This window comes from Rhodococcus sp. P4_B6 (assembly GCF_056402215.1).
Window position 1 is genome coordinate 19,716 of record NZ_JBFUHV010000067.1, and the last position, 25,023, is coordinate 44,738.

A 25,023-nucleotide genomic window follows, 5' to 3' on the forward strand; every position below is an offset into this window, starting at 1 on the left:
GCGCGGCGGATCCGGGACATCGATCTGCAAGTGCAGAAGGAGAATTGGTTACAGGTGACGGTGCACACCTCATCACCGGGTGCTGATCCGAGACGGCGAGGGCGGGCAAGGGGCTACCCACACACGTGAGTGGCAGAGCGTGCGGAAGCACACTCTGCCACTCACGTCGGGGATCAGCCGACCACGAGGTCCAGCTCGTCGCCGGACACGCCGACCGCGATGCTGCCACCCTCGACCAGGACGTCGTCGAGCAGCAGATCGGCGATCCGATCGTCGACGGCCCGCTGGATCGACCGGCGCAACGGACGTGCCCCGAACTCGGGCTGGTGTCCGTGCTCGGCGATCCAGTCGACTGCGGCGTCGCTGAACGAGATCTCGATGCCCTTGGACTGCAGTCGCTTCCGGCTGTCGTCCAATAGCAGGTCGGTGATCCGGTGCAGCTGATCGGTGTCGAGCTTGCGGAAGATCACGATCTCGTCGATCCGGTTCAGGAACTCGGGACGCATCGACTCGCGCAGCCGGCCCATCACCCGATCCCGCAGCGGCTTCTCCGACGCCTCCGCGTCACCGGTGCTGAAGCCCAGCGCACCCGACTTGCTGGAGATGATGTCGGACCCCAGGTTGCTGGTCATGATCAGCACGGTGTTCTTGAAGTCCACCGTCCGGCCCTGACCGTCGGTGAGCCGACCGTCGTCGAGCACCTGCAGCAGCGTGTTGAACACGTCGGGGTGCGCCTTCTCGATCTCGTCGAGCAGGATCACCGAGTACGGGTTCCGGCGGACCTGCTCGGTGAGCTGCCCCGCCTCCCCGTATCCGACGTAGCCGGGAGGAGCACCGACGAGCCGGCTGACCGTGTGACGTTCACCGAACTCGCTCATGTCGAGCCGCAGCATCTTGTTCTCGTCACCGAACAGTGTGGCGGCCAGCGCCTTCGCCAGTTCGGTCTTGCCGACACCCGTCGGTCCGAGGAACAGGAAGCTGCCCACGGGACGGTCCGGATCGTTCATGCCGGTGCGGCTGCGGCRCACGGCCCGGGCGATGGCCTTCACGGCGTCGTCCTGGCCGACGACTCGGCGGTGCAGTTCGTCCTCGAGCCGGCGGAGACGTTCCTTCTCCTCCTCCGTCATCTGGCTGGCCGGGATCCCGGTGGCCCGCGACACGACCTCGGCGATCTGCTCGGCAGTCACCTCGGGCGTGGCGTCGGAGACTCCGACGGCCTTCCCGTCGATCCGGGCCTGGACCTCCATGGCCTCGTCGCGCAGTCCGGAGGCCTTCTCGTACTGCTCGTCGGCGACGGCCTGCTCCTTGGCCTGTTCGAGTTCCGCGAGCTTCGCCCGCAGGGCCTCGACGTCGACGCTCGGCATCCGCAGCCGCAACCGGGCTCCGGCCTGATCGATCAGGTCGATCGCCTTGTCCGGCAGGAAGCGGTCGCCGATGTAGCGGGCCGACAGTTCGACGGCGGCCGTGATCGCCTCGTCGGTGTAGCGGACGCCGTGGTGCTCCTCGTACCGGTCACGGAGACCGGACAGGATCGCCACCGCATCGTCGACGCTTGGCTCCGCCACCGTTACCGGCTGGAAGCGGCGCTCGAGCGCCGGGTCCTTCTCGATGTGCTTGCGGTACTCGTCGAGCGTCGTCGCACCGACGATGTGCAGCTCACCGCGGGCCAGCTTCGGCTTGAGGATGTTGCCCGCGTCCATCGCGCCGTCGGCGCCGCCACCGGCACCGGCGATGGAGTGGACCTCGTCGATGAAGACGATCAGCTCGTCCGAGTGGGCCGAGATCTCGTCGATCACCTTGTTGAGGCGTTCCTCGAAATCGCCGCGGTACCGGGTGCCCGACACCATGCTCGACAGGTCGAGTTGCACGATGCGCTTACCCGTCAGACGGTCGGGTACGTCGCCGTCGACGATCCGCTGGGCCAGGCCCTCGACGACCGCCGTCTTACCGACGCCGGCCTCACCGACCAGTACCGGGTTGTTCTTGGTGCGGCGCGACAGGATCTCGATGGTCTGCTCGATCTCGTCGGCGCGCCCGATCACCGGGTCGACTCCGCCGCCGCGTGCGCGTTCGGTGAGGTCGAAGCCGTATTTGTCGAGCGTGGGGGTCTCGGAGTCCGAGGACTCCTCCACCGATCCGCCCTGCACCGCGGTCTGCAGGCGTTCCGGGGTGATGCCTTCGGACGCGAGCAGGCGTCCGGCGGCGTGGTCCTGATCGGCGGCGAGCGCCAGGAAGAGATGCTCGGGATCGATGTACGTGGAACCGAGAGCGCGCGCGAGCTGGTGTGCCTCGAGCAGCGCGGTCTTCAGCGCACCGCTCAGTGCGGGTGTCGTGAAGCCGGACGTGTCGCGGCCCTGAGGCAGTCGCAGTTCGACGGCATCGGCGACGGCCGACGTGTCGGCGCCTGCGCGGCGCATCAGAGAGGTGACGGGGTCGTGTTCTGTCATGACGCGCAGAACGTGGAGTGCATCGAGTTCCGCGTCGCCACGACCTGCGGCGAAGCGGGCAGCAGCAGCCATGAGCTCCTGGGTGGAGCGACTCATGAGCCGACTGATGTCGATGCGACCTGGGCCCTCCGGCCCGAAGAATGCTGGCATTCCTCAGCCTCCTATAAGTTGAGCGTTACTCACTCAACTAACGTGCCAACCCTGCGATCAATTCCCGTGAGGGAGGAGTGGGCGAGCGCGGGCCCGGGGCCATGAGTCCGGCCGGCGGCGCACACCCCGCTGAACAGCGGGTATTGCCGGACCGGGAGCTCGCGCCTTCGCGGGTGTGAGCCCCGTCACCAGGCCTGTCGGTGAACGATGCGACTCAGCCGAGGCGGCATTCGAGGGCATCGATGAGGAGCCCGAGCCCGAAGTCGAACTCCTGCTCGTGGTCGCACTTCGCGAGGTGCGGCGCAGCCGCCCGTACGCTCGGCAGCTCGACCGCCTCCAGTGTCCGCTGTCGCTCCGTCGCCATGTCCGGATCGCTCAGCGCGAGAGTAAAGGCCGCTTCCGCCTCACGCAGCAGCGTGCCGGTGATGAAAGCGAGCATCGTGCGAAGGCAGTGCACGGCAACCTCGGGCGATGCCCCTGCGCGCAGAAACGCGGCGAGCGCCACCTCCAACGGTTCGAGGGTGATGAGCGATTCCACCGGACGCGTCAGCACGAGCCTCGCTGCGCGCGGGTGTTCGGCGAGGGCAGCACCGCGGAAGGCCCGGGCGATGGCGGTGAGGTCTTCGCGCAGATCGCCGCAGGAATCCGGAACCACCATCCGGGACAGGATGAGCCCGGCGATTCCGTCAAGCAGAGCGTCCTTGTTCTCGACGTGGTTGTAGAGGCTCTTGGGGTCGACCCCGAGCACACGCGCCACGGTGCGCATGCTGACCGCCTCGACGCCTTTGCCGTCGACGACATCCATCGCGGCCCCGAGGATCGCCTGCCGGGACAGGGTCGATTGGCCGGCCGGCGGCCGGCCGCGGCGAGTCTCCGGTCGTATCGCGTGGCTCATGGATCCCATCCTCGCATCCCTTGACATTTAAATCCACATCGTGGGTAAATGGATGAAACCCACGGTATGGGTTTTTGGAGCGAGAGGAACCGACCATGGTGTTGCAGTGGAGTACCGACGACCTCGTCGACCTGACCGGTGTCGGAGACGCCGTCGAGGTGCTCGATCGCAAGATCGAGGGCGGACCCGGTGCCCGGCTACGCGACCTACGGACGCGCGGCGCGGACTTCCGCCGGGAGTTCGCCGCGACCGGGATGCCGCAACGGGTCGACACGTGCGACCTCGTCACCCTGCCCTACCCCACACGATTCGGACTGTTCCGGGCATCGCGGGCGATCGCACCGTTCCTGTCCATCACCAACCGGATGCTGGTGATCCGGTGGAACGACAGCGACGGCAGGCAGCGGGTGCTGCTCTTCGAACCGAGCGACGTGAAACTCGGGCGTAATACGCCGTACTTCGCCGAGCTCGCCCGGCGTACGCCGGCACCCATCATCAAGCGAATGGTGGTCGAGCACGGCACTGTGCTCGACCACCTCGCGCACCTGCGGATCACGCCGGACGAGGTCGACTACATCGTCTTCGATCATCTGCACACCCAGGATCTGCGCCGCTGGGTCGGGACGACGGCCTACCAACCGGACCTGAGTGAGCAGCCGGACGCGGTGTTCCCGAACGCGAAGGTGATCGTCCAGCGGGACGAGCTGACTGCGATGTCAGACCTGCACCCGCTACAGACCCCGTGGTACCAGACCGACACCTACCGCGACGTGCCCGTGGATGCGTTTGCACCGATCGACGGCTCGGTTGTGCTCGGCCCCGGCGTCGCCGTGATCAAGACGCCCGGCCACGTGTTCGGCAACCAGAGCCTTGCGCTCAACACCTCGACCGGAATCTGGGTGAGCAGCGAAAACGTCATCGCCGCCGAATGTCTCACACCGGAACACTCCGGGCTGCCGGGCCTGGCCCGCTGGTCGGCCTCCTGGCAGCAGGAGGTCGTGCTCAACGCCAACACGATCGAAACCACGGCCGACCAATACAACTCGATCGTCCTGGAGAAGTCGATCGTCGACCGCAGCCAGACCGACTCCCGCTACCTGCAGTTCTTCCCCTCCAGCGAGCTGACCCCGATGTGGACCAACCCGGGCACAAAGCCCACCTTCAGCCACCACGCCATCACCCATCAGTCCTGAGCGCCGCACCCCGAGGAGACCGCAATGTCGCGCCACACCATCCCCACCGAGGACGTCCTGCGAGCACGGGAGAAGCTCGTGCTCGACCACTTTCACGACGAAGTCCGCCAAGACTGGGACGACGTGCTCGACACGTTCCCGCACCCGCACTACGAACTCATCGCGAGCATGACCGTCCACGACGGCGACGGCCCCGTTCGCGGGTACTACCACGACACCCGGGTCGCCTTCCCCGACCAGGACCACGAGATCATCGCCCTGCGCCACAGTGCGGATGCGGTGATCGTCGAATTCTGGCTCATGGGAACTCATCTCGGTCCGCTCGGCAAGATCCCGCCGACCGGCGGCCGGCATCGCACTCGGATGACCGCCTACTTCATCTTCGACGAGGACGAAAACCTCGTCACCGAACGAATCTACTTCGACCAGCTCACCATCCTCTCGCAACTGCTCGGCAGCCTCGACAAGAAGAATCCGCGCGACCTGCTCACCCTCGGCCGCGCCGTCGTCGGATTGCTGGCGATGGCCGGCAGCGAACCCGATCCCCGACTGCTCGACACCACCGCCCCCGACCTGACCCACTGACCCTCGTCCTACAAGGAGAAACCATCATGCGTGCTCTCATCGGCGGCCTCGAACCGGACTGGGTCGCCAAGGACGACACCGCGATACCTGCCATGAAACTCGGCGCCCTGCGCGTGCGGGTCATCGCCGCGGCCCTCAACCGGGCCGACCTCTACATGCTCGAGGGCACCTACAGCCCGAACCTCAAACCCGGCGACGTCTACCCCGCAGGTATGGAGTTCGCCGGCGTCGTGGAGACCTCGAGCCCGCTGGCCCCGCAGTACCCGGTCGGCACCCGGGTCATGGGCGTGACCATGGGCGCGTTCGCCGACTACGCACTGTGCGACCCGCGCATGGTCCTGCCGATTCCCGAGAGCATGTCGTTCGAGGAAGCCGCGACCCTGCCCGTCGCCCTGGCCACCGAGAACGACGCGCTCACCCAAGCCGGATTCACCTCCGGCAACAGCGTCCTGATCGTCGGCGGCACCACCTCCATCGGCCTCATCTCCATTGCGCTGGCCAAGGCACTCGGCGCGGGCACGGTCATCGCGACCACCACCAGCGCCGACAAGCGGCCGGCCCTGATCGACGCCGGCGCCGACGTCACGATCGACACCACCACCGAAGACCTGCCCGCCGCCGTCCTCGCCGCGACCGGCGGTCGGGGAGTCGACGTCACCCTCGACCACATCGGTGGCGAACTCTTCGCCCACCTCCCCGCCGCCACCCGGATCGGCGGCACCATCGTCAACATCGGCCGCCTCGCCGGCCCCGGCACCAGCCTCGACCTCGACCAGCTGGCGTTCCGGCGGCAGCGCCTCATCGGCACCACCTTCAGCGTGCGCACCCCCGACGAACTCGGCGAGGTCTGCGGCGCACTACACGCCGCCGTCCTCCCCGCCGTCGCCGCGGGCCGCATCCAGCCCCGGATCGACAAGATCTTCCCGTTCGAGCGGGCCATCGACGCCGCCGAGCGACTGCGCTCCAACGAGGCGCTCGGCAAGATCCTGCTGTCGTTCGCCGACGGCCCCGCCGAGGAGCCCGACCACCGCGCGCCCGTCGCCAACTTCTTCGGCAGCATCACCCAGCTCGGGTACGTCGTCCACGACATCGACGCCTCCATCGAGGGTTTCGTCAAGTGCGGCATCGGGCCGTGGTTCCTGCTGCGCAACGTGCAACCCGAGAACTTCACCTACCGAGGCCGACCCTCCGGGATGGCAATGGATGTCGCGGTCGCCAACAGCGGCAACATCCAGATCGAGATCATCACCCCCGTCAACGACGAACCGTCGATGTACCGGGACTTCCTGCACGCGGGCAACGAGGGTCTGCAACATTTCGCCTACTGGTCCACCGACTACCAGGACCTGTACGACCGGGCACTCGCCGCAGGATTCGCCGTCGGCCAGGAAGGACAACTCGGCGGCCCCACCGGACGCTTCGCGTACCTGCAGACCGAACACCACCCCGGCACCTGCATCGAGATCTCGGACCTCGGCGGCGCCAAGGCGCAGCTCTTCGAGTACGTGAAGCTGGCCGCCGAGAACTGGGACGGGACACATCCGGTGCAGGTCATCGACCCCGCAATGCTTGCGGCCGGCTGATGCGGGTCCACCACCTCAACTGCGGCACCATGCGACCGCCCGGGACACCGGACGGGCTGGTGTGTCATGTCCTGCTCCTCGAGACCGACGCCGGCCTCGTCCTCGTCGACTCCGGCCTCGGCCTGCGCGATCCCCACGACCGCGCGAACCGGTTCGGCCCGGCCAGGTTCTACGTCCGGCCCGCCTACGATCCCGACGAGAGCGCCTGCCGCCAGATCACCCGACTCGGATTCGATCCGGAGGACGTGCGGCACATCGTGCTCACCCACTTCGACGCCGATCACGTCGGCGGCCTGGCCGACTTCCCGTGGGCACGGATTCACCTGACCGCCGCCGAAGCATTCGCGGCACTGCACCCCCGGGGCGTGACGGAAAAGCAGCGATACCTACCCGGCGAGCGAGACCACCACCCCGTACTCGTCGAACACACCCCCTCCGCATCGGAGGCCTGGCGCGGCTTCCCCGGCGCCCAGGAACTCACCGGCATCGCCCCCGGCATCGTCCTGATCAACCTGCCCGGCCACAGCCGCGGCCACGCAGCGGTCGCCGTCGACGCAGGCGACCGGTGGATCCTCCACGCCGGCGACTCCTTCTACCACCACGGCCAGATCGACGGCACCACCAAGGCGCCCAAGGGGCTACGCGCGATGGAACGCCTCATCGCCCACGACTGGGACAAGGTCAAGGCCAACCATCAGCGGCTCACCGAACTGTGGGCCACGGCCGAACCCGACCTGCTGCTCGTCAACGCCCACGACCCGCACTTGCTGCGCGAGGCGCAGCGACGCAACCGAAAGGACCCTTCCCCATGAAGCTCGCACTGATCGGCGCCACCGGCGGCACCGGACTCCAGATCATCGACCAAGCAATCGACCGCGGCCATCACGTCGTGGCCTACTGCCGCCGCCCCGACGCCCTGACCCCGCGACCCGGACTCACCATCGTCGGCGGCCACCTCGACGACCGCGACGCGCTCGCAGCGGCACTGTCCGGCGCGGACGCCGTCCTGTGCACGATCGGCCCGAAGGCCGGACTGGCCGGCATGTTCGGCGTCACGGTGATGCAGGACAACCTGCCGCTCATCACCTCCGCCATGCGCGACGCCCACATCGACCGGCTGATACTGCTGTCGGCCTACGGCGTCGGTGACACCGCGCGCACCGCCTCACCCCTGGCCCGGTTCGCTTACAAGACACTGGTCGCCTCCGCGTACCGGGACAAGGAAATCTCCGAAACCGCCTTGGCCGCTGCCGGCCTGGACGTCACTCGCGTGCTTCCGGTCATCCTCGACGACGGACCGCTCAACCCCCATGCCACCGTCCGGCCCATGTCGACAGTCAGAAAAGTGTCGGGCCTGCCCAAGGTCTCCCGCGCCACCGTCGCCGCTGCCATCCTCGACGCCGCCGAGAGCGGCGCCACCACCGGGGAACGGCTGCTCGTGTCCGCTCCTGGCACCATATCGGGCTGACCGGACGAACGCCGTTCCTGCTAGTCCCCCGACCACGGCACGATCTGCATGGGCAGTTCGTCCTCGTCGAACACCCGGCCCATGCGTTTGCGGACGCCGAGAACGAGGCACCGGTCGAGGATGCGGACCGCGGGCAGTTTCTGCTCGACGACGGCTTCGAGCCCTTCGACGTCGGAGAGTCCACGCAACCACACCGACACCAGAAGATTGGCAGGCCCGGCCACCGACAACACCGTCCGCACCGCGGGCAGCCCGCTCAGGTTGGCGCCGACCCTGGCCATCTGGGCGGCGGGAACGCGGAGGAAGTACCACGCGCAGACGGGATACCCCGAGGCCCAGCGCGGCATGTCCGTGCGGAATTCGAAAGCGCCCGACGCGAGTGTCGCGCTCAGCCGTTCGCGCGCCCGCCGTGTGGAGGTCCCGAGGGCCTCCGCGACAGTCCGTGTGTTCGCACGACCGTCGCGGGACAGGATGGAGATGATGTCGCGTTCGGCGACCGGCGGACGGGCGAACATCGCCGAGAGCCGGGCGTCGTCCCGGCGCCGGGCAGCGTCGATCGCGCTCGACTCGTCGGCGTCGAGGGCGCGCAGACGCCACTGCGATGCCCCGGAGATCGCGGTGATCACCGGGTGCGTGCGGACGGTGCGGACGTCGGGGATGCCCGCGACGCGGGACACGACGTACCGGTTGAACGCTGTCGGGTCGGGGCAGCCGACGGTGAGGATCAGGTCGCGACCACCCGAGGCGACGTCGACGGACATGCACTCGGTGTCCTGGGACAACTCGGTGATCACCGCGTCGATCGACCCGGCAACGCACTCGACCTCGACGATCGCGCCGCGCGCGGCATCGGACATCGGCGGCTGGGCCGTCACCCAGGCCATGCCCCGTTCGCTCAGCCCGGACCACCGTCGCGCGAGAGTCACCGGGTCGGCCCCGAGGATCGGCCCGAGTTGCGACCACGGCACCCGCGGCCACACCTGCAACGCGTGGATAAGTCGAAGTTCGTCCTCCGTGGGCGTCTTCTCCTGCATATCAGCACCTCTTCAGCGTCAACTTCTGCGCATTTACACCGCAGAAACTCACTCACCCGACACTCGGACGCATCAACTCTGTCGTTTCGCTCATATTGTCATGTCGCCTCTCGGGGCGACCTGCACCATTGGAGGTCACACATGGGAGCACTCCGATCCCCCATCCCCACCGGCTCCGGTTCCGACCGGCGTCTCGGCGCCGCGGCCGGCTTCGTCGGGTTCCTCTTCGCCATGGAACTGTCGAGCGGATTCCTCCAGGCCTGGTTCAGTCCGGTCCTCTCGGCGATCGGTGAGAAGTACTCGGTCGGTCCCGCCGACCTGAACTGGGTGCAAACGAGTTATCTGCTCGCGACCGCGGTCCTCGTGCCGGTGCTCGCCAAGATGGGCGACCAGTACGGACACAAGCGAATGCTCGTCGTCGCGACGGCGATGGTCACGGTCGGCAGTGTCGTGTCGGCGCTCGCCCCGACGTACGGCATCTTCATCCTGGGCCGGGCGATCACCGGCGCACTCGCGGCGTTCCTGCCGCTCGAGTTCGCGATCGTGCGTGAGCGCGCCGGGGAGCAGTCCGGGAAAGCGATCGGTTTGCTGGTCGRCGGGCTCACGCTCGGCGCCAGCGTCGGCGTGGTCCTGTCCGGGGTCCTCGCATCGTTCCTGAATCTCACTGTGCTGCTTCTCGTTCCGGCGGCGCTCATGGCGATCGCGCTCGTCGTCGTGGTGTTCTTCGTCCCCGAAACGACGGCGCGCACGTCGGGCCGCCTCGACTGGGCCGGGGCGATTCTCCTGGGGGCGGGACTGGCGTTCGCGTTGTTCGCGATCAGCACGGGCAACAGGTTCGGGTGGACGTCGGGGCCGGTGCTGGGCGGGCTCCTGCTCGGCGGCACGCTTCTCGCCCTGTGGGTGGTGCTCGAGCGGCGGGTGTCCTCGCCGCTGGTGGATTTCGCGATGCTCTCCGGCCGTGCCGGTGTCGGGCTGCCGATCCTGCTCGCGGCCCTGTTCGGTGCCCAGTTGTTCGGCAGCCAGACCCCGATCGCGCTCTTCGTCGGCACCGACCCGGCAGCGGCCGGATTCGGGCTCGGCTTGTCGTCGTCGCTGATCGGGCTGGTCCTCGTGTTCGCGTCGATCGCGGCGTTCGCCGGCACGTTCGCCGGACCGCGGCTCGGTGCGCGGGTCGGCGATATCACGGCCGTCATCGTCGGCGCTGTCACCGCCGCACTGGGGTACGCCCTGCTCACGGTGCTGCACTCGGACACCGTCAGCGTCCTCGTGTGGCTCGTCGTGTCCGGTCTCGGCAACGGCATCATCATCTCCGCGCTCCCCAACGTGGTGGTGGCACGGGCGCCGCGGGACTCGGTCGGCATCGCATCGGGCCTCTACAACAGTGCCCGCACCGTCGCCGGTGCCATCGCCGGCGCCAGCTTCACGGCGGTGATGTCCGGGTTCACCGCGACGCTCGACGGCGGTTCCGTGATCACGAGTGAGGCGGGGTACCAAGCCGTGTGGGTGATCTGCGGGCTGCTCTCGCTCGCCGTCGCCGGCCTTGCGGTGGTGACCCGAGGACCCGCCGCCGACCGCACTGCGCCCACCGTCACTGCCGTCGCGCCCGCCGAGGCGTGATTACCGTTCCCTCCAGAAAGGAAAGTTCATGACCGACACCGCAATTGCCGGCGACATCGACGTCTCCGGCGGCCCGAACGCACCAGCCGAGGAGTTGAAGCGACGCGTGGAGGACACCGTCCTCGAATGGCGCGACCGCCTCGTCGCCACGAGCCACGACCTGCACGCCCATCCGGAACTCGCGTTCGAGGAACATCGTTCGGCGGCGCTCGTCGCCGACCTGCTCCGCGATGCCGGTTTCGCGGTGGAAGTGGGTGTGTGGGGGCAGGACACCGCTCTCGAGGCCGTGTACGGCAACGGTGAGCTGACGGTCGTGGTGTGCGCCGAGTACGACGCCCTCCCCGGCATCGGGCACGCGTGCGGCCACAACATCATCGCGACTGCCGGGGCGGGGGCGGCGATCGCGTTGTCCCGGGTGGCGGACGAACTCGGCATCCGGGTCAAGCTTCTCGGGACGCCGGCCGAGGAGAAGGGTGCGGGCAAGGCCCACATGCTCGAAKCCGGCGCCTGGGAGGACGCGACGGTGTCGCTGATGGTCCACCCCGGTCCCGGCATCGTCGTGCCCACGGCGGGGAGCACGTCGCAGTCCCGCGACCGGTTCCGGGTCGAGTTCACCGGGCGGGCGTCGCACGCGGCCGCCGCACCGAGCGTCGGGATCAACGCGGGCGACGCAGCGACGGTGATGCAGGTGGCGGTGGGGCTGCTGCGGCAGCACCTGCCCGACACCGTGCGCGTCAGCGCCGTCACGCTGTCCGGTGGCGACGTCTCCAACATCATTCCGGCGACCGCGGTCGTCGAGGCCGAGGTGCGATCGTTCGACCTCGCGGAGACCGCCGAACTGAAGAAGAAGGTGCTCGCCTGCGTGGACGGCGCCGCGACGGCCACCGGATGCAACTACGCCGTCACCCCTGTCGACCCGATCTACGAGCCTCTCGTCCAGCACCCGTTCCTCGCCGACCGTTTCGACGCGGCCCTCGGGCATCGGGGCCGGGTGATGACACCACGGGACGGCGGCGTACTCGGCGGCGGATCGACCGACATGGGCAACGTCTCCCAGGCCCTCCCGTCGATCCACCCGTTGATCGGAGTGATGGGTTCGACGGCCGCGCCGCACACAGCCGCGTTCGCGGCCGACGCGATCTCGCCGGGCGCCGACGACGCCATCGTCGACGGGGCCTACGCCCTGGCCGCGGCGATCGTCGACCTCGCCACCGACGACGAGGCGCGGGCCGAGGTTCTGGGGCGCCAGCGCACCCGGGCCCCCGGCGCCACACGCCGGCCTGCGTACGTGTAACCCTCCGGCGGGGTGCGGCGCGGCCTGAGAGCGAAAACCCGCGCTGCACCCCGCCGCGGTTCTACGCTGAACTGGTGGTGGCTCTCGTTCGAGCGGTCCGGCGGCTGGCTCTGGGACGCCCGCTGCGCAGTGACGATCTCGGGGAGCAGTTGCTGACCAAGCGTCTGGCGCTGCCGATCTTCGCGTCCGACCCGCTGTCGTCCGTCGCGTATGCGACGCAAGAGATCCTGCTGATCTTGTCCCTGGGCGGTCTCGCGTACTTCTATCTGACACCGTATCTGGCGGTCGGGGTGGTGGTGCTTCTCGCCGTCGTCGCCCTGTCGTACCGCCAGGTGGTGTACGCCTATCCCAGCGGGGGCGGCTCGTACGAGGTGGCCACCAAGAATCTCGGCCCGTCCGCGGGCCTGACGGTGGCGTCCGCGCTGCTCATCGATTACGTGATGACGGTGGCGGTGTCGGTCTCGGCGGGCGTCGACAATCTGATCTCGGCGGTGCCCGCGCTGAACACGCACCGGGTGACGCTGGCCGTGGCGTTCGTGGTGCTGCTGACGGTGATGAACCTGCGCGGGATCCGCGAATCGGGGACCACGTTCGCCTTCCCGACGTACGGGTTCATCGCCGGTGTGATGATCCTGATCGTGACGGGGTTCATCCGCGTCGCGGCCGGTTCGACGCCCGTCGCCGAAAGTGCCGGCTACACCATCGAACCGGAACTGTCCGGGCTGACCGGTCTGGCCCTCGTGTTCTTCGCGCTGCGCGCGTTCTCGTCCGGATGTACCGCGCTGACGGGGGTCGAGGCCATCTCCAACGGGGTGCCCGCGTTCCGTAAACCGAAGAGCGCCAACGCCGCGAAGACCCTCATGGCGATGGCGGCGACGGCGATCGTGATGTTCGCGGGAATCACCGCGCTGGCCATCGTCACCAAGGTGCACGTCGCGGTGAACCCGTGCGATCTGATCGGGTTCGCCGGAAACTGCGAGACCGACCCGCAGCGCACCGTCATCGCCCAGATCGCGGCCGCGGTGTTCGGCGGCACCACCAACTTCGGCTTCTTCTACGTGCAGGCCGCGACCGTGCTGATCCTCGTGCTCGCCGCGAACACCGCATACAACGGCTTCCCCCTGCTCGCGTCGGTGCTCGGCCGCGACCGTTACCTTCCCGTCCAGCTCAACACCCGCGGCGACCGGTTGGCGTTCAGCAACGGCATCGTGCTCCTCGCGGTGACGGCGGGCGGACTGATCGTCCTGTTCCACGCGTCCGTCACCCACCTCATCCAGCTGTACATCCTCGGTGTGTTCACGTCCTTCACCCTCAGCCAGGCGGGCATGGTCCGGCACTGGAACGGTGTGCTGGCAACCGAATCCGACTCCCGCGAACGGCGACGCATCCACGGCAGGCGGGCGCTCAACGGCTCCGGCGCAATCCTCACCGGCACCGTCCTGGTCATCGTCACGATCACGAAGTTCACCCAGGGCGCCTACCTGGTGGTCATCGCGATGCCGATCCTGTTCTTCCTGATGCGCGGGGTGCGGCGGCACTACGACCGGATCGCGGCACTCCTCGTCGTCGACGAGGACAGCTTCACCCTCCCCTCCGATGTGCACACCATCGTGCTGGTGTCCGTGCTCAACAAGCCCACCGCCCGCGCCCTGGCGTACGCCCGCGCCACCCATCCGACGACCCTGGAAGCCGTCACCGTACTGGGCGCCGACACCACGAAACTGCAGCGGGAGTGGGACAAATACGAGATTCCGGTGCCGCTGAAGGTCCTCGAATCGCCCTACCGGGAAGTCACCGGCCCCATCGTGGGATATGTGAAATCCGTCCGGAAACGGATTCCCGGCGGAGTCGTCACCATCTTCATCCCCGAGTACGTGGTGGGTCACTGGTGGGAACACCTGCTGCACAACCAGAATGCGCTGCGCCTCAAGGGCCGGTTGCTGTTCACGTCCGGGGTGATGGTCACGAGCGTGCCGTGGCTGCTCGATTCGGCGACCCGGGCCGGGGCACCGCTCGGCAAGCCCGCGCCGGGTGACATCCGGCGCGGCCTGCCCACCACCGTCGAACTCAGCGGAAAGTCGGCTTCAGATACCCGGTGAGACCGTCGACGGCGACCGGACTCTGCCGGAATCCCAGATAGCCGTCCGGACGGATGACGAACGCGGCGGCACCCTCGGCACCGTAGGCGCGGGCGAACTCGCCGTCGCGGTCCCGGATCAGCGGCAACACCGTTTCCCCGACCTCGGCGGCAGGCGACGCGACGAGGTACGTGTCGACGAGTCCGCCGGTCGCCGCGTCCACCGACGTCGCGGCGGCCTCGAGCAGTTCGAGCCCGCGCGCGTCGACCGAGTCGTCGGCGTACAGCAGCAGCGTGTGGTTCGGTCCCGCGAGGAGCGTGAACAGCCGGAGGGGAAACGCGACCGTGGTGCGGGTCAGCCCGCGGGCGTCCGGCGCCCGGCTGCCGGGCGCAAGGCCCGCATTCGACGCCGGTTCGCCGACGATCGCACTGTCCGCATAGCTGATGAGGAGTTGCGCCTCACGGCGGATCACGTAATCGGGATCCGACGACCCCGCCCCGATCCCCTCCCGGGCGCTGCGCACGGTGCGTCCCACCACCTCCTCCCCGACGGGCCGCCGTTCGGCGTCGTAGCTGTCCAGCAGATCGGGGGCCGCGGCACCGGACACCGCCAGCGCGACCTTCCACGCCAGGTTGTGGGCGTCCTGGATGCCGGTGTTCATGCCCTGCGCACCGGTCGGCGGATGAATGTGCGCCGCGTCGCCCGCGACGAACACCCGGCCGCGCCCGTACGAGTCGACGATGCGGTGGCTGATCCGGAAGATAGAGGACCAGCGAAGGTTCGACGCCCGGGTCGGCTGGGGCGACAGCCGGTCGAGCACGGCCTGGATGTGGCTCAGCTCGGGTGCCGGTCCGGCCTCGAATCCGTGCGCGATCTTGTCGGCCGCGGGAGTTCCGGTGCCGGCGAGATCGCTGGGCACCAGCATCGACATCCGGTAGCGGCGGCGCCCGGGCAGCGGAATGCACACGAGCAGGTCGTCGGTCTCGCCGTCCGTCTGATGCATCGACCGGATTCCGTAGCCGCGCGGCATCGCCCAGTCGACCTCGACGTCGCCGAGCATGTACTGCTCGACGAACGCGCCGCCCTCGAAGGTGAGGCCGAGCCCCTTGCGGACCACGCTGTGGGCGCCGTCGCAGCCGAAAAGGTACTGGGTTCGGACGGTTTCGTCGCCGTCCGCCCCGGTGACCGTGGCGACGACGCCGTCGTCGTCCTGCTCGAACGCCGTCAACCTGGTTCCGCGTTCGATCGTGGTGCCGAACGTGGCCAGGTGACCGGTGAGGATGCGTTCAGTCGCGTACTGGGGCAGCCCGATGAATTCGAACGGGATGTCCGCCGGGAGCGACAGGTCCAGCCGGGCGACCTCGTCGCCGTTGACGTACACGATTTGTCCGAGCATCTCGATCGATGCGTCCAGGATGTTCCGCAGCACACCCATGCTCTCGAACACCTCGAGGGTGCGCGGCTGGATTCCCACCGCCTTCGCGTACTGCGGGGGCTCGAGCAGCGGATCGATGATGCGGCAGGCGACGCCGCGCCTGCGCAGTTCGATCGCCGCCGTCAGACCGACGGGACCCGCTCCGACCACCAATACCTCGGGATGCACCACACGACACCACCTCGTCAGCAGGGACCGACCACCGCCCAGTATGCGGGACCGGCCACGGGATCGACCGGCGTTCGGGCCAGACAGAGGCAGTAGCCGGAGATTTCAGGTGGGCACGGCGTGCGCTCGCGGCCGGCGGACGGCCTCCCTGGCCACCAGTTCGATCGTCACGGCCACCGCGCAGGTCTGCGCGAGCAGCAGCCCCACCAGTACGAGGATCTGGACGGCGCCGGCCTGAACGGCGGACCCGCTCGCGAGCAGCACCCCGACGAACGCCCCGGGCAGGGTGACCAGCCCGACGGTCCGGGTCTGGTCCAGCCCCGGAAGCAACGCGTCCGAGGCGGCGGACCGGACCACTTCCAGGCGGGCGTCGCGGACGCTGAGTCCGAGACTGAGCCCCGCCTCCACCTCACCCCACCGCTGTTCGACCGCGTCGAGCCCGCGCCGCGCCGCGAGGGAGGTGGCCGTCATCGCGCCGCCGAGCACGATCCCGCCGACCGGAACGAGAGCGACACCCTCGAGCGGAACCACCCCGCTCACCAGCATCAACGGCAGAACGGTGCCCACTCCCGCCGCGAGCGCCAGCGCCAGCCACCAGGCGGACCGCCCGGCCTTCGCGCGCCGAGCGGACGTCGCCACCGCCGCCGCGAACATGACGACCAGCACGAGGACCGAGGACCAGAGCTGAGCGAGAGCGGCGGCCAGGATCAGGGACACCGCGGCGAGCTGGGCGGCGCCCCGGATCGCCGCGGCGGGCACGACCAGTGGACTACCGAGTCGAGTGAAGCGGTAGACCACGGCCGCGCACACGACCATCACCGTGCACAGCACGGCCAGTCCGACACCGGGATTCGCCAGGGACGTACTCACCCGGCCCAGTGTTCCTCACTCGCGGCCCCGGTTCGGGAGTACCCGTTCTGCCCACGCGGCCGGGGGAGTGCGTGCGACCATGGAGGAGTCGACGCTCTACGCCCGATGACGCTGACCGGAGGCCGTGGCGATGGACGACCGGGCGAACACAGCTCACCCGCGGGTCGTGGTCGAGACCCAACACGGCCGCACGAGCCACAGCGCGGGCAAAACCGTACGCATCGGCCGGGATCCGCAGCTGGAGGTCACGATCGTCGACCCCGTGGTGTCGCGCGAACATGCGCAGCTCACCTGGGACGACGGCTGGCAGCTCGTCGACTCCGGCAGCAAGAACGGGATCTACGTCGACGGTGAGCGCCGCGAGAACGTCCCCGTCACGAGTCCCGTCCGCGTCCGCCTGGGTGATGCGACCGAGGGTCCGGTCGTGCGGCTCTCGGTCGAGGATCCGGACGCGACGCGACAGGACGTGGGCGCCCGATGGGACGAGTCGACGATCAGCGTCGGGACACCCCGCCCCCCGGCCGAGGCACCGCACGAGGAGACTCCGGCGGGATCACTCACGGTGGGGCGGTCACCCGACAACGACATCGTCGTCCGGGACGTGCTGGCCTCACGCCATCACGCCATCGTCCACCACGTGCCGTCCGGCCTCGAGATCGACGACCTGGGGAGCGTCAACGGAACGTTCGTCGGCGGCGCCCGGGTGTCGCGCGCGCACTTGACCGACGGCGACGTCGTCACGATCGGCAACACCGATTTCGGCGTCCGGGAAGGGCGACTCGTTCCCCGGCGGGTGGTGGCCCCGACCGCGGGTGGTCTGCGCGTGGACGGCGTCGGACTCACCATCGAAGGCGGGCGGCGCCTGCTCGAGGACGTCACGTTCACTGCCCAGCCTGGCAGTCTCACCGCGGTGATCGGCCCCTCCGGCGCGGGTAAGACGACGGTGGCCACCATCATCTCCGGTTCGGAACGTCCGACGGAAGGCGTGGTCGAGTTCGAGGGACGCAGCGTGCACGCCGAATACCAGGTGCTGCGCTCCCGCATCGGGATGGTCCCCCAGGACGACGTCGTGCACCGCCAGTTGACCATCCGTCAGGCACTCGGCTACGCGGCGGAGCTGAGACTGCCGCCGGACACCAGCCGAGAGGACCGCGAGGAGGTGATCGCGACGGTCCTCGACGAACTGCAACTGTCCGAACACGCCGACACGAGAGTCGACCGGCTGTCCGGCGGACAACGCAAACGCGCGTCCGTCGCGATGGAGTTGCTCACCGGCCCGTCCCTGCTGATCCTCGACGAACCGACGTCGGGCCTCGACCCCGCGCTCGACCGGCAGATCATGGCGACGTTGCGCCGGCTGGCCGACTCGGGCCGCGTCGTCGTCATCGTCACCCATTCGCTGTCGTACCTCGAGATGTGCGATCAGGTGCTGCTCCTCGCACCGGGCGGCAAGACCGCCTACGTGGGCCCGCCGGACCGGGTCGGGGCCGCGCTCGGCAGCACCGACTGGGCCGACATCTTCGCCCGGGTCGCGGCCGACCCCGACGGGGTGTTCGCCGACTACCGCGCCACCCGCCCGTCGGTGGAGGTGCCGGCCCCGAGCCCGCCGGGACCTCTCGGCAGTCCGGCGCACACCTCGCGGCGCAAGCAATTGAGCACCGTCGCCCGCCGCCAGGTGCGGCTGATCCGCGCCGACCGCGGGTACCTGATCTTCCTGTCCCTGCTGCCGTTCGTGCTCGGCGGGCTGGCCGTGCTCGTGCCCGGCGACACCGGGTTCGGCCCGTCCGGCCTCGACGAATCCGGCGAACTCACCCAGATCCTGGTCGTGCTGATCCTCGGCGCAGCCTTCATGGGATGCTCACTGACCATCCGTGACCTGGTCGGCGAGCGCATGATCTATCACCGCGAACGTGCCGCCGGGCTGCTACCGTCCGCCTACCTGACAGCGAAGATCGTCGTGTTCTGCGCCGCCGCGATCGTGCAGTCGGTGATCATGGTGGTGATCGTGTTCGTGGGCAAGGGTTTTCCGGGCCGGGGCAGCCTGATTCCCTCCGGCTCCGTCGAACTGATCGTGGACATCGCCGTCACCACCTGCTCCTGCGTCCTCGTCGGTTTGGCGTTGTCTTCGGTGGCGCGTTCCAACGAGCAGGTGATGCCGATGCTGGTGGTCACGATCATGGTGCAGCTGGTGATGTGCGGAGGATTGATCACCATCACCGGACGCAAAGTCCTCGAACAGCTGTCGTGGCTCTTCCCGTCCCGCTGGGGGTTCGCGGCCGCCGCCTCGACGGTGGACCTGCGCACCAACGCCACCGGCACCGAGCCCGACACACTGTGGCAGCACGCCGCGTCGTGGTGGCTGCTCAGCATCGCCATGCTGGTGCTCATCAGTTGCGTGCTCGGGGTCGTCACCTACGCCCGGCTGCGGCTGCGCGGTTCCCGCCGTGCCGGCTAGCTCAGTTCGACGACTGTCCCCAGGTCGTGCACGTGCTCCCGGTCCGAATGTTCGGGGTCCGGCGTGATGTCGCCGCGCGCCGTGTGAGCCATCGTTCTCGCCTCGCCCGCGACGAAGGCGACCGGCACGGCCACGGCAACGGACAGGAGGGCGGCTCCAGCGTCGAACGCCAGCCGCGCGACGCCGAGGGCACAGTTCGCGGTTTGTCGGATCGTCATCGTCCGCCTTCCTCCATCCCAGCCCACAGGACGCAGCGGACCACTCCTCTTTGCGTAAGCATTACCTGTTCGACGTTAATTGGGGGCATGCACTACTCGCGAGTACCAAACCGACCAGATCGCATAATTTTGGCGCCGGACCTCGAACCCGGCGACAAATGAACGGAAGACAGGCACATATCCGGGTAATTCGGCCGGTGCGTCCGGCCCGTGTCGGGGCCACCCTGTAATCAGAGCGCGCCCCGCAGACGCGACACCACACCGAGCGCACTGGAGTACCGACGGCATGAACCCCCACACCGGAAACCACGGACTTCACCTGGTTCAGACGTTTCGCGCCGATCCGGTCCGGCCGGGACGCCACGCCCTGCGCGCCGCCACCACCAGAATCGGCATCGCCTGCACCCGCGGCGCCGGCGACCACCGCGCCTTCGACAGCTCCGGCCTCGTCCAGTGGGCGTACAAACAGGCGGGCGTATCGGTTCCGCGCACCACCCACGAGCAACTCCTGCACGGAACCGCCGTCGACCGGGACGACCTGCAGCCCGGTGACGTCGTCCTCTTCTACGGTGGCGGCCATGCCGGGATCTACGCGGGCAACGACACCGTCGTCCACGCCCCCGCCCCGGGACGACCGGTCACGCGAGTGGCCTTGAACTCCATGTCGTTTCACGCAGCGCGACGGTACTGACGGCTGCGTCCGAAGACCGCCCCCAGCCGGCCCGGTCGGGGGCGGCTGGGGGCGTCGTTCGACCACCCGCGACGACGCGGTCTCAGTGCGCCGCGTTGTACGCTTCCTCGATCTGGGCGGGAATACGTCCGCGCGCGGACAACTCATAGCCCTGCGCCGTCGCCCATTCCCGGATTTCCTTCGCCTGCCCACGCCCCTGCGACGGATCCACCGCAGTGGTCGACCGGCGCTTCCTTCCCCCGACCCGAGTCGCATGCTCGATGTAGAAGTCGAGAGTCTTGTGGAATTCCCTGGCGTTCTTGAGCTTCAGATCGATCTCGTAGTCGACGCCGTCGACTGAGAACGGAATGGTCTCCCCCTTACCGCTCTTGATCGGAGTTCCGTCGATGTCGTCGATGCGTTCGACAACAACTTTGCGCGCCACAGTTCCACTCCTTCATCGTCGATAACCCGGGGAACACTACGTCGAAGTATTGTTCACCTGCCAATCCCCGACAGAGCTTTCGACGTGCAGACCCGCGAGCGTCTGATTGGCGCACCCCGGAGTCGGGGTATCCGTCGGACATGACACCGAAGGACGATTCCGGACCGAAGACCACGAGCACCGACAGCGGCGCCCCCGGCGCGGACAAAGACGTGATGTCCGATCCGGCCGAGGACGACAAGGGTTCCGGCGCCGACTGGAGCGGCGAAGGTGGCGCAACCCTCGAGGGGCCCGCCACCGACACCGACTCCGACTCCGACGACTAGGTCACCGGGGGACGACTAGGTCACCAGGGGATCTGCCCGAGGACCACACCGACCACCAGCATCGACAGCGACACCAGCGCCGCGCGCCACAGCACCTTCTTGTGATGGTCCGCCAGCGGGACACCCGCCAGGGTCACGAGCAGGAGGATGGCCGGGACGAGGGGGCTCTGCATGTGGAACGTCTGGCCGGTGATGGAGGCGCGGGCCATCTCGACCGGCTCGATGCCGTACGTGGACGCCGTTTCGGCGAGCACCGGCATGACGCCGAAGTAGAAGGCGTCGTTGCTCATGAAGAACGTGAACGGCAGGCTCAGGATGCCGGTGATGACCGCCAGGTGCGGTCCGAGCGCGGCGGGGATGATCTCGAGCAGCCACTGCGCCATCGCCTCGACCATTCCGGTGCCCTGGAACACGCCGGTGAGCACGGCCGCGGCGAACACCATCGCGACGACGGAGACGATGCTCGACGAGTGCCGGGTGATCGCTTCCTGCTGTTCCTTGACCCGCGGGAAGTTGACGGTCAGCGCGATCGACGCGGCCACCATGAACAGCACCGGAATCGGCAGCACGTCCATCACGAGCACGACAAGCAGCGCCACGGTCACGAGCATGTTGAACCACAACAGCTTCGGTCGCAGCGTGGGCCGCTCGGGGTCGAGGCCGTCGACGAAGCCCTGGCCGTCGTCCGAACCGGCGTCGCCGGAACCGCCACCCGTCCGGGGTGCGTCACCGCTGCCCCCGGAGCCCGAGCCCGAGGCGGAGCGGCGGAGGCCGGAGCCGGCGGAGACGAGAAGACGCTCGTCGGTGAGTTCGAGTGTGCCGATGCGGCGGCGTTCGCTGTAGCCGAGCTGCACGGCGAACAGCAAGACGACGACGAGACCGACCACCAGCGACGGGATCATCGGGACGAACACGTCGGACGGCGAAATGCCCAGCGCCGAGGCGGCCCGGACCGTCGGCCCACCCCACGGGACGATGTTCATCGCGCCGTTGGCCAGGCCGGCGACCACCGTGAGCACGACGGGGCTGACCTTCAGCTTCATGTACAGCGGCAACAGCGCGGACGTGACGATGATGAACGTCGTGGATCCGTCACCGTCCAGCGACACCACCATCGCGAGGACCGCAGTGCCGACGACGAGCCGCATGGGGTCGTTGCGGACGAGCCGGAGGATGAGTTTCACCAACGGGTCGAACAGGCCGACGTCGATCATGATCCCGAAGAAGATGATCGCGAAGAACAGCAACGCGGCCGTCGGGGCCAGCGATTTGATCCCGTCGGTGATCATGTCGCCGATGCCGAGACCCGCCCCGGCCGCGATGCCGAATGCGACCGGGACGGCGATCAGCCCGACCACGGGAGTGGCCCGTTTGGACATGATCAAGAACATGAACACGGCCACCATCAGAAAGCCGAGTGCTACCAGCATTGCCACTCCTCGTCCGAGCTTGCACCGCGATGTGATCGCGATAACAGCCAGTGTCGGGGGGAGGGACGCTCACAGTCACTGTTGCGTACTTAGAGAAGGTTGTGTTCTTTGTGGTGGCAACTACCGGCGACCCCGGAGATGGTCGCGCAGGGTCGCTGTCTCATACTCCGCGCGGAACAGCCCACGCCTCTGCAGGACGGGGACGACCTCGTCGACGAAGTCCGCGAGCCCGTTCGGGTAGAGCGGCGGCATCAGGTTGAAGCCGTCGGCGCCGCCGCCGCGGAACCACACCTCGATCTCGTCGGCGATCGATTCCGGGGTGCCGATCATGGTGCAATGCCCGCCGCCTGCCGCCAGCGTGCCCAGCAGCGACCGCACGGTAGGACGGTCCTTCTCGATGATCCGCAGGATCGTGTCGTACCGCCCCTGCGGTCCGGTGAACTCCGAGAGCGGTGGCAGCGCCGGAACGGGTGCGTCCAGTTCCCATGCGCTGCAGTCCTGCTGGACGAACATCGACAACTGCGCCAGCGACTGTTCGACGGGCAGGAGCGCGTCGAGTTCCGCCTTCTTCCGGCGCGCCTCCTCGGTGGTCGAGCCGACGTAGGTGACGAGACCGGGCATCACGGTCACCGCGTCGGCGTCGCGGCCCGCGGCGCGGATGCGCCGCTTCACGTCGCCGTAGTAACTCTGCGCGGCCGTGAGGTCGTAGGCGACGGCGTAGATGCCCTCGGCGCACCGGGCGGCCAGGTCGCGGCCCTGATCGGACGCGCCCGCCTGGAACAGCACGGGGCGCCCCTGCGGCGAGTGCGGCACGGTCAGCGGGCCGTCGACGAGAAAATGCTTGCCCCGATGCCCGATCGGGTTCACCTTGGCCGGATCCGCGAAGAGGCCCTCCCGGTCGAGGACGAGCGCGTCGGGCTCCCACGAATCCCACAGCGCGAGTGCCACGTCGACGAATTCCGCGGCCCGCGAGTAGCGGTCGTCGTGCGGCGGCATCTCCTCGAGACCGTGATTGCGGGCCTCGGCGTCGAACATCGACGTCACCACGTTCCAGCCGGCGCGGCCGCCGCTGATGTGGTCGAGCGACGCCAGCATCCGCGCGGCGTGGAACGGGGTGTAGAAGGTGGTGGACACGGTCGTCACGAGACCGACCCGCTCGGTTGCCCGTGCCATCGCGGACAGCGCGGTGAGCGGTTCGAGGAACCACATGCCCCCGGACGCGGGGTCGCGCACCGAATGCCCGTCGGCGAAGAACACCGCATCGAGGCAGCCCCGCTCCGCGGTCTGCGCCAGTGCCTCGTAGTAGGCGATGTCGCTGAGCCGCTCCACCTGCGAGGAGGGGTGCCTCCACGCGGCACCGTGGTGCCCGCAGCCGAACAGGAACGCGTTGAAGTGCAGTTGCCGGGCGTCGCTCATGTCAGTCCTTGACCAGTCCGCCGTCGACGACGAGGTTCTGGCCGGTCACCGAACGCGACCACGGGGACGCGAAGAACAGGACCGCGTCGGCGAACTCGTCCGGGGTCGTGACCCGCTGCAGCGGAGTGCTCGCCGCGATGAGGTCGAACACCTCGTCGGGGGTGGCGGCGCTCGCGTCGGTGGTGCGGAGCAACCCGCCCGAGACCATGTTGACGGTGATGCCGTCGGGTCCGAGGTCGGCGGCGAGCGTGCGGGTCAGCGACAGCGCCGCGGCCTTGGCGGCCGTGTAGTCGTGGTACGGGACGACGGGATTCTGGAACAGGTTGGTCCCGATGTTCACGATGCGGCCGAACCCGAGCGCGCGCATGCCCGGCAGCGCGGCCTGCGTAGTGTTCAGGGTCGCCTGCACGCTGCCGCGCAATTGCGAGTCGAAGGCCTCCCACGTGATGACGTCCGCCTTCTCGCGTGCGTCGCCGTTGAAGGAGAAGTCGGCGAGGGCGTTGTTGATCACCGTGGTCACCGGCGATCCGAAGTGCTCTTCCGCGGCGACGAACAGTGCCGCCACCTGCGCGGCATCGGTGACGTCGGCCCCGAGGGCGACCGCGCGGTCCGCACCGAGGGATAACGCGAGTTCCTCCGCCGCATCCCGGCTGTTGCGGTAGTTCACGACCACCCGCGCGTCCTGCGCCGCGAACGAGCGCACGATGGCGGAACCGAGTCCCCGGCCACCGCCGGTCACCAGGACGATCTGCTTGTCGAGCTGCATTGCTGTCACCTTCCGTTCGGTCGGCGACGAGACATCGGATGAGCGCATACGGCCGTCTCCGCGACATCCCTTCGCCGGCATTACCCAGTTCAGGTTCGACGGGTGTCTTCTCAGCCGCCCGGATCTTCGCCGGGCAGCACCCCGTGTCACTGGCCAACAGTGTAGGGCAACCACCGGTATCGACCTGTTGGTTGTGCACAACCTAGTTGTGTGCAACTATTCATGGGTGACCGACAACCTCGCCCTCGACCGCCAGGTGTGCTTCGCGCTGTACTCGGCCTCCAGGGCGATGACGGCGAGATACCGGTCGATGCTCGACTCGCTGGGAGTGACCTACCCGCAGTACCTCGTGCTGCTGGTGCTCTGGGAACAGGACGGCCGCGGGGTGCGTGAGATCTGCGACGCCCTCGATCTCGACACCGGCACCCTATCGCCACTGCTCAAGCGGCTCGACGCGCTGGGCCTGGTCGAACGAAGGCG

General features: G+C 68.4%; 22 protein-coding genes and 1 riboswitch. Of the genes, 12 read left to right on the top strand and 10 right to left on the bottom strand.

Annotation, left to right across the window (positions count from 1 at the left end; all coding sequences use genetic code 11):
• Positions 1-173: 173 nt before the first annotated feature.
• Positions 174-2,597 (bottom strand): ATP-dependent Clp protease ATP-binding subunit, encoded by a 2,424-nt coding sequence (locus tag AC1DWT_RS27300; protein ID WP_477922995.1) that lies wholly within the window; start codon positions 2,595-2,597, stop codon positions 174-176.
• 214 nt (positions 2,598-2,811) lie between these two features.
• Positions 2,812-3,492 (bottom strand): TetR/AcrR family transcriptional regulator C-terminal domain-containing protein, encoded by a 681-nt coding sequence (locus AC1DWT_RS27305; protein ID WP_095863623.1) that lies wholly within the window; start codon positions 3,490-3,492, stop codon positions 2,812-2,814.
• Positions 3,493-3,587: 95 nt separating this feature from the next.
• Here AC1DWT_RS27305 and AC1DWT_RS27310 point away from each other — a divergent pair, with 95 nt between their 5' ends.
• From AC1DWT_RS27310 to AC1DWT_RS27330, 5 genes are read left to right on the top strand one after another with little or no spacing between them, the layout of a single operon-like run.
• Positions 3,588-4,685, top strand: coding sequence for an MBL fold metallo-hydrolase (locus tag AC1DWT_RS27310; RefSeq protein ID WP_095863349.1), 1,098 nt, complete (start codon positions 3,588-3,590; stop codon positions 4,683-4,685).
• 24 nt (positions 4,686-4,709) lie between these two features.
• The gene (locus AC1DWT_RS27315) at positions 4,710-5,270 is read left to right on the top strand and encodes an ester cyclase (protein ID WP_072943118.1); all 561 of its coding nucleotides are present in this window, start codon (positions 4,710-4,712) and stop codon (positions 5,268-5,270) included.
• A 26-nt stretch (positions 5,271-5,296) separates the two neighbouring features.
• Positions 5,297-6,853, top strand: a complete 1,557-nt coding sequence (locus AC1DWT_RS27320; protein ID WP_179377644.1) for a zinc-binding dehydrogenase — start codon at positions 5,297-5,299, stop codon at positions 6,851-6,853.
• The gene (locus AC1DWT_RS27325; protein WP_387488997.1) at positions 6,853-7,665 is read left to right on the top strand and encodes an MBL fold metallo-hydrolase; all 813 of its coding nucleotides are present in this window, start codon (positions 6,853-6,855) and stop codon (positions 7,663-7,665) included. The genes AC1DWT_RS27320 and AC1DWT_RS27325 overlap by 1 nt, the downstream gene beginning before the upstream one ends.
• Positions 7,662-8,321: an NAD(P)-dependent oxidoreductase gene (locus AC1DWT_RS27330; RefSeq protein WP_095863347.1), complete on the top strand. Its 660-nt coding sequence runs from the start codon at positions 7,662-7,664 to the stop codon at positions 8,319-8,321. The genes AC1DWT_RS27325 and AC1DWT_RS27330 overlap by 4 nt, the downstream gene beginning before the upstream one ends.
• Positions 8,322-8,341: 20 nt before the next feature.
• Here AC1DWT_RS27330 and AC1DWT_RS27335 read toward each other — a convergent pair whose 3' ends face one another.
• Positions 8,342-9,355, bottom strand: a complete 1,014-nt coding sequence (locus AC1DWT_RS27335; protein ID WP_072943110.1) for an Lrp/AsnC family transcriptional regulator — start codon at positions 9,353-9,355, stop codon at positions 8,342-8,344.
• A gap of 141 nt (positions 9,356-9,496) precedes the next feature.
• Here AC1DWT_RS27335 and AC1DWT_RS27340 point away from each other — a divergent pair, with 141 nt between their 5' ends.
• The 3 genes from AC1DWT_RS27340 to AC1DWT_RS27350 all read left to right on the top strand — a co-directional run bounded on the left by AC1DWT_RS27340 (position 9,497) and on the right by AC1DWT_RS27350 (position 14,365).
• Positions 9,497-10,972, top strand: coding sequence for an MFS transporter (locus tag AC1DWT_RS27340; protein WP_477922998.1), 1,476 nt, complete (start codon positions 9,497-9,499; stop codon positions 10,970-10,972).
• A gap of 28 nt (positions 10,973-11,000) precedes the next feature.
• Positions 11,001-12,266 (top strand): amidohydrolase, encoded by a 1,266-nt coding sequence (locus AC1DWT_RS27345; protein ID WP_477922999.1) that lies wholly within the window; start codon positions 11,001-11,003, stop codon positions 12,264-12,266.
• A 74-nt stretch (positions 12,267-12,340) separates the two neighbouring features.
• A complete protein-coding gene (locus AC1DWT_RS27350) occupies positions 12,341-14,365 on the top strand; it encodes an APC family permease (RefSeq protein ID WP_095863344.1) in 2,025 nt (674 codons plus the stop codon).
• Here AC1DWT_RS27350 and AC1DWT_RS27355 read toward each other — a convergent pair.
• The gene (locus AC1DWT_RS27355) at positions 14,334-15,950 is read right to left on the bottom strand and encodes an FAD-dependent monooxygenase (RefSeq protein ID WP_095863343.1); all 1,617 of its coding nucleotides are present in this window, start codon (positions 15,948-15,950) and stop codon (positions 14,334-14,336) included. The two genes, AC1DWT_RS27350 and AC1DWT_RS27355, sit on opposite strands and share 32 nt — an antisense overlap.
• A 102-nt stretch (positions 15,951-16,052) precedes the next feature.
• On the bottom strand, positions 16,053-16,817 hold the full coding sequence (locus AC1DWT_RS27360) for an ABC transporter permease (RefSeq protein WP_095863342.1): 765 nt from the start codon (positions 16,815-16,817) through the stop codon (positions 16,053-16,055).
• Between the two features lie 130 nt (positions 16,818-16,947).
• Between AC1DWT_RS27360 and AC1DWT_RS27365 the strand changes: the two genes are divergently transcribed.
• Positions 16,948-19,272 carry an ATP-binding cassette domain-containing protein gene (locus tag AC1DWT_RS27365; RefSeq protein WP_072943102.1) on the top strand — a complete coding sequence of 775 codons (2,325 nt, stop codon included), beginning with the start codon at positions 16,948-16,950 and terminating at the stop codon, positions 19,270-19,272.
• Here AC1DWT_RS27365 and AC1DWT_RS27370 read toward each other — a convergent pair.
• Positions 19,269-19,490, bottom strand: coding sequence for a hypothetical protein (locus AC1DWT_RS27370; protein ID WP_072943100.1), 222 nt, complete (start codon positions 19,488-19,490; stop codon positions 19,269-19,271). The genes AC1DWT_RS27365 and AC1DWT_RS27370 overlap by 4 nt on opposite strands.
• A 286-nt stretch (positions 19,491-19,776) precedes the next feature.
• Here AC1DWT_RS27370 and AC1DWT_RS27375 point away from each other — a divergent pair, with 286 nt between their 5' ends.
• Positions 19,777-20,181 carry a C40 family peptidase gene (locus AC1DWT_RS27375; protein ID WP_072943098.1) on the top strand — a complete coding sequence of 135 codons (405 nt, stop codon included), beginning with the start codon at positions 19,777-19,779 and terminating at the stop codon, positions 20,179-20,181.
• Between the two features lie 82 nt (positions 20,182-20,263).
• Here AC1DWT_RS27375 and AC1DWT_RS27380 read toward each other — a convergent pair whose 3' ends face one another.
• Positions 20,264-20,605, bottom strand: a complete 342-nt coding sequence (locus AC1DWT_RS27380) for a histone-like nucleoid-structuring protein Lsr2 (protein ID WP_015888735.1) — start codon at positions 20,603-20,605, stop codon at positions 20,264-20,266.
• A gap of 140 nt (positions 20,606-20,745) precedes the next feature.
• Between AC1DWT_RS27380 and AC1DWT_RS27385 the strand changes: the two genes are divergently transcribed.
• On the top strand, positions 20,746-20,931 hold the full coding sequence (locus AC1DWT_RS27385) for a hypothetical protein (protein WP_072943097.1): 186 nt from the start codon (positions 20,746-20,748) through the stop codon (positions 20,929-20,931).
• Positions 20,932-20,951: 20 nt separating this feature from the next.
• Here AC1DWT_RS27385 and AC1DWT_RS27390 read toward each other — a convergent pair whose 3' ends face one another.
• From AC1DWT_RS27390 to AC1DWT_RS27400, 3 genes are all read right to left on the bottom strand, one after another.
• Positions 20,952-22,397, bottom strand: coding sequence for a CitMHS family transporter (locus tag AC1DWT_RS27390; protein WP_338051557.1), 1,446 nt, complete (start codon positions 22,395-22,397; stop codon positions 20,952-20,954).
• Positions 22,398-22,481: 84 nt separating this feature from the next.
• Positions 22,482-23,777: an LLM class flavin-dependent oxidoreductase gene (locus tag AC1DWT_RS27395; RefSeq protein ID WP_095863341.1), complete on the bottom strand. Its 1,296-nt coding sequence runs from the start codon at positions 23,775-23,777 to the stop codon at positions 22,482-22,484.
• A gap of 1 nt (position 23,778) precedes the next feature.
• Positions 23,779-24,543, bottom strand: coding sequence for a 3-oxoacyl-ACP reductase (locus AC1DWT_RS27400; protein ID WP_095863621.1), 765 nt, complete (start codon positions 24,541-24,543; stop codon positions 23,779-23,781).
• 49 nt (positions 24,544-24,592) lie between these two features.
• Positions 24,593-24,697: riboswitch (TPP riboswitch) on the bottom strand.
• Positions 24,698-24,769: 72 nt separating this feature from the next.
• Here AC1DWT_RS27400 and AC1DWT_RS27405 point away from each other — a divergent pair.
• On the top strand, positions 24,770-25,023 hold a 254-nt coding region (locus AC1DWT_RS27405), incomplete at its 3' end, for a MarR family winged helix-turn-helix transcriptional regulator (protein WP_477923003.1).